Source organism: Streptomyces sp. NPDC005799 (genome assembly GCF_040630525.1).
Lineage (GTDB): Bacteria > Actinomycetota > Actinomycetes > Streptomycetales > Streptomycetaceae > Streptomyces > Streptomyces griseorubiginosus_B.
Genome location: NZ_JBEXXQ010000157.1, coordinates 1 through 3,872 on the forward strand (window position 1 = coordinate 1; position 3,872 = coordinate 3,872).

A 3,872-nucleotide genomic window follows, 5' to 3' on the forward strand; every position below is an offset into this window, starting at 1 on the left:
CCGGGAAAGAGGACACGGGCCGACCATCAGCCCACTACACTCACCGAAACCGCCCCTGAACAGGGAAAACGTCAAAGTGCTGCTGGAGTACTAGTGCCGCACTCACTTGCGCAGTCTCGGTCGTGCTGATGCCCAGCTTCTGGGCGACCGCTTTCATCGCGGCCCCCTCGGTGTGTCGTACTCCGGCCGCACCTCGGCGACCATCCGCACCGCACGACGGCGCAGCTCAAGCGGGTACTGGGAAGGACGTGCCATAACTCGATCCTCTCAAACGATCGAGTCCCCACCGAACCCGGAACGGTTCAGGTCACGCAGGGCCTGAGCCAGGTCACGCCGTCCGTTCAGACCTAGCTTGCGATAAGTATTGGTCAAGTGCTTCTCCACTGCTCGTTGCGTGACACCGAACTGCTCGGCAATGTCTCGGTTGGGCATGCCCTGAGCGGCCAGTTCGGCGATCAGACGCTGGGTGCGGGTGAGTGCGGTGGAAGAGCGGAAAGCCTCCCCCGGCGGACGACGACGGGCGGCCCCCGTGTGGCCGGCCAGTTCGGGTACTCCGCAAGTGTCGGCAAGCCGGGACCCCTCAGCTAGGCAGGCGTTAGCTTCTCGGGCCGCATCAGTATCCGGCTGTGCGTCGGCCAACCGCAAGCCGAGGCGCATCAGCGATCGGGCCAGCTCGAGTTGATGGCCCGAATCCCTCAGTACGGTCACCGATCGGCGGAGCAGTGCGAGGTCCTCATCCCCAGACAAGCCGTCCCGTGCCGACAGCAGGGCCTGCGTCCGCAGGGCTCGGCCGAGCCAGGCTGGCGCTCCCCACTCCTGGGCTGCTGCCACATCCTCTTCGACAAGACGCCATGCCGCTTCGGTGTTCTTCAACCGATGCTGAAGCACCGCCGCGAAAGTCCGCCACGGATGCAGCGCGCCCAGATGCCAACCAGACCGTTCCAACAGCCTTCCACATTCTAGGAACTCCTCCAAGGCAGCTTCCTGGTTACCGTCTCTCAGCGCCATCATGCCGTGCAGGATGTGTAGGAGACCTTCGCTGTGCAGGCTTTCTGTGCCTACAGTCCGTTGCCGGCCGAACTGCTGGACGATCCGGGAGGCGAGGTCCGTATCTCGCGCTTCCACCGCGGCCAGCGCCATGGCTCCCATAACGAAATCTCGGCGGTGAAGTTCACTCGAGTGACGGAGTTCGTCATCGGCCCATTGCCGAGCGTGTCCCACGGCTCCGTAGCGTGTCCACACCAGCGCCTGCTCAGCTGTAACCAATAGCGAGGTCAGTGCACCGCCGCGGCCACCCTCGCTCTGCCCTCCCGACCGCTCCGCCGGGTGGGCTGCCTTGTTCAGCCAGTCTGCCACGAGCTTCGGGGAGTCTGCGGCCAAGAATACCGGCACTAGTAGTCCCAGCGTGGTGTGCACGTGGTCGGGAACTGCTGGCGCCCGCTCAAGGATACGTTCCCCCAACCTGATCCAAGCCTGACGGTCAAGCTGTCCGCCAAATGCCGCCCCATGCGACAGCACAGCCGCCAATTCGCGATCTGCCGCCGTATCCACGGGAGGCTCGGAACCGAGCCGTTGAAGCCGTTCGGCTGCCGACACCAGCCCCTTCGCAGTTCCTTGCTCGATGTATTGGATCCGGGCCTCAAGCTGGGTGGCAAGTTCCCGTTCGCTGGACAGCGGCGTCCCACCATGACTCAGTTCATCCGCGACACTCCGGAGTTGTTCGTGGGCAACTGTGATGGGAAAGGTGTCGCCCCAAAGATCCAGCTGAAGTACCGCCCTGGCGCGGTCCGCTGCGGAATCTAATAGAGAGGTCGCCTCCAGCACATGTCGGGTGGCCGCGTCGGGGTCGTACCGCCGCTCCACGGCAGCCAATTCGGTAAGCAACCGGCCTCGAACCGCACAACCCGAGTCAACTTCGAGTAGCGCGCGGCGTAGACACCGTGTGGCATCCCGCAGCGCTCCGCGCTCCACTGCGTTCTGTGCGGCCTCACGGAGGACACCTATCGCCCAAGTGCCTTGACGGTTCGTCAGCGGTAGCAACTGCTGTGCGACGCTTTCGTTGGGGTAGCCGGACTCATACAGCAAGGCCGCCGCCTGGCTCCGCAGGCTCTCGATCTGCTCCATAGGTACTGACGTCCGCACAGCGTCCCAAAATCTGGGATTCACAAAGCGGGGCGGCGACTGAGGGGACAGCAAGCCCAACTGGGTAAGCTTGCGGATTGCCAAAGCTCCTCTCACATCATCAAGGTTGGCCAGCCGTGCTGCCAGTGCAATATCCACCTGATCGCCCAGCACGGCCATGGCCTGCGCAAACTCAGGGATTGGTGAAGTGGCCGAAGTGATGGCCATGACGAGCCGCTCCAGTAGGAGGGGCGTATGTAGGACCCCGGACGAAGCCGTCGGACTGGTTGGCGCCATCGTGACGTCGCATTCCGACTCAGCGGCAGCCAGTGCCAGGTACAGTGGGTTGCCGCCCGACGCCTTGTGACAGGCCGTCACGAACGCCTCGTCGAGGACCTCGCCGTAGTGTTGCTCTAGCAGGGTGCGGACGCCTGTACGTGACAGGGGTCGCAACCGCAGTACCCGCTCCGCGGCGGTGGTCAGTTCGCGGACCAGGGGACGCTCGGCTTGGAGATCGCCCTCCTGCACTGCAGCCACCATCACTATCGGCAGGTCCGTGAGTCGTTTGGCGATGTACGCGAGCCAGCGCAGTGACGTTGAGTCCGTCCACTGCACGTCGTCGATGAGAATCAGAAGCGGTTGTGAGTCGGCGACCCTCAGCAGCAACGCTTCCAGTGCACCAAGTAGCGTCGGGCAGGCCTCAGGAGGTAGTTGGCCGTCGTCCACGCCGTCGGCGTCGGACAGCATTCGCCGCAGGGCGTCGGGGATATCCGCCAGCCACTGCTCACGTTGCTCTGGCCGGGCGCGGATCAACAGCGGCTCGAACAGTTGGAGCACGACGCCAAAGGTGAATGATTGTTCCGCCTTCGCGCCCTGACCTGAAACCACCAAGATGCTACTTGCTCCCGCCAGCGCGCCCAGCGTGTTCAGCAACTCGGACTTGCCGATCCCCAGCGGCCCGGTGACGACCAGCAGGCTCCCGACGTTTGCTTCGGCTCGGCGAAGTGCATTCGCAACAGCCGAGCATTCGGCTTCTCGTTCCGCGATCATGTCATTCCTCTTTCCGTTCCGTGAATAGCGAAGGTCCCGGTTGAATCGGTCAGTACGGCCAGGCTGGGAGACACCCAACTCGCGGCGACGTGATAAGTAAGCTGCCCGAGTTTCGTAGAGTCCAGTCTTGACGGTTCAGATAGGCTGCAAGACTTGCTCTTGGCTCCGCTGGAAGGCTTGCTCGTACTCGACGGGCGGTACGCAGTCGCGTGCGGAGGGGAGGCATTCTTCGTCGTACCACGTGATTCACTGGAAGATCGTGCACTCGAACTGGTCGACTTCCTTCCAGGATGAGCTCGCTGTGAAGGTGCCGTTCACGGCCTCGGCCATCGCGTTGTCAAAGCTGTCCGACCGAGAGGACCGACGCTGCGGCGCCGATGTCAGTGAGCCGGTCAGGGGTCGTGCAAGTTCCCTGTTCGCGCGGGTGGTTGGGGTAGGGGCGCATAGCAGTGCGGACACGGGGTTCGTGATCATTGTGGTGTCTAGGCCATATGATCATGAAGGATTCCCGTGTCCGCTGCCCCATCCTCTCCGATCCCTGCCGTGCTCGCCAAGCTGGGCCCACTGGGGCCGGACGAGGTGGGCGACCTGCGGCCGTACCTGGAAGCGGTACCCGATCCGCGCTCGCGGCGGGGCCGCTGGTACTCGCTGGTCTCGATCCTGCTCGTCTGTGCGGCGGCAACCCTTGCGGGCGCCCGGAG

General features: G+C 63.8%; 1 protein-coding gene and 1 pseudogene. Both read right to left on the reverse strand.

The window, feature by feature from the left end; translation table 11 throughout:
• Positions 1-112 precede the first annotated feature (112 nt).
• Positions 113-255 (reverse strand): annotated as a pseudogene (locus ABZ453_RS50655) (IS3 family transposase); the annotation flags it as partial.
• A 12-nt stretch (positions 256-267) separates the two neighbouring features.
• Positions 268-3,171 carry an AAA family ATPase gene (locus ABZ453_RS50660; protein ID WP_359026788.1) on the reverse strand — a complete coding sequence of 968 codons (2,904 nt, stop codon included), beginning with the start codon at positions 3,169-3,171 and terminating at the stop codon, positions 268-270.
• Between the last annotated feature and the right edge of the window lie 701 nt (positions 3,172-3,872).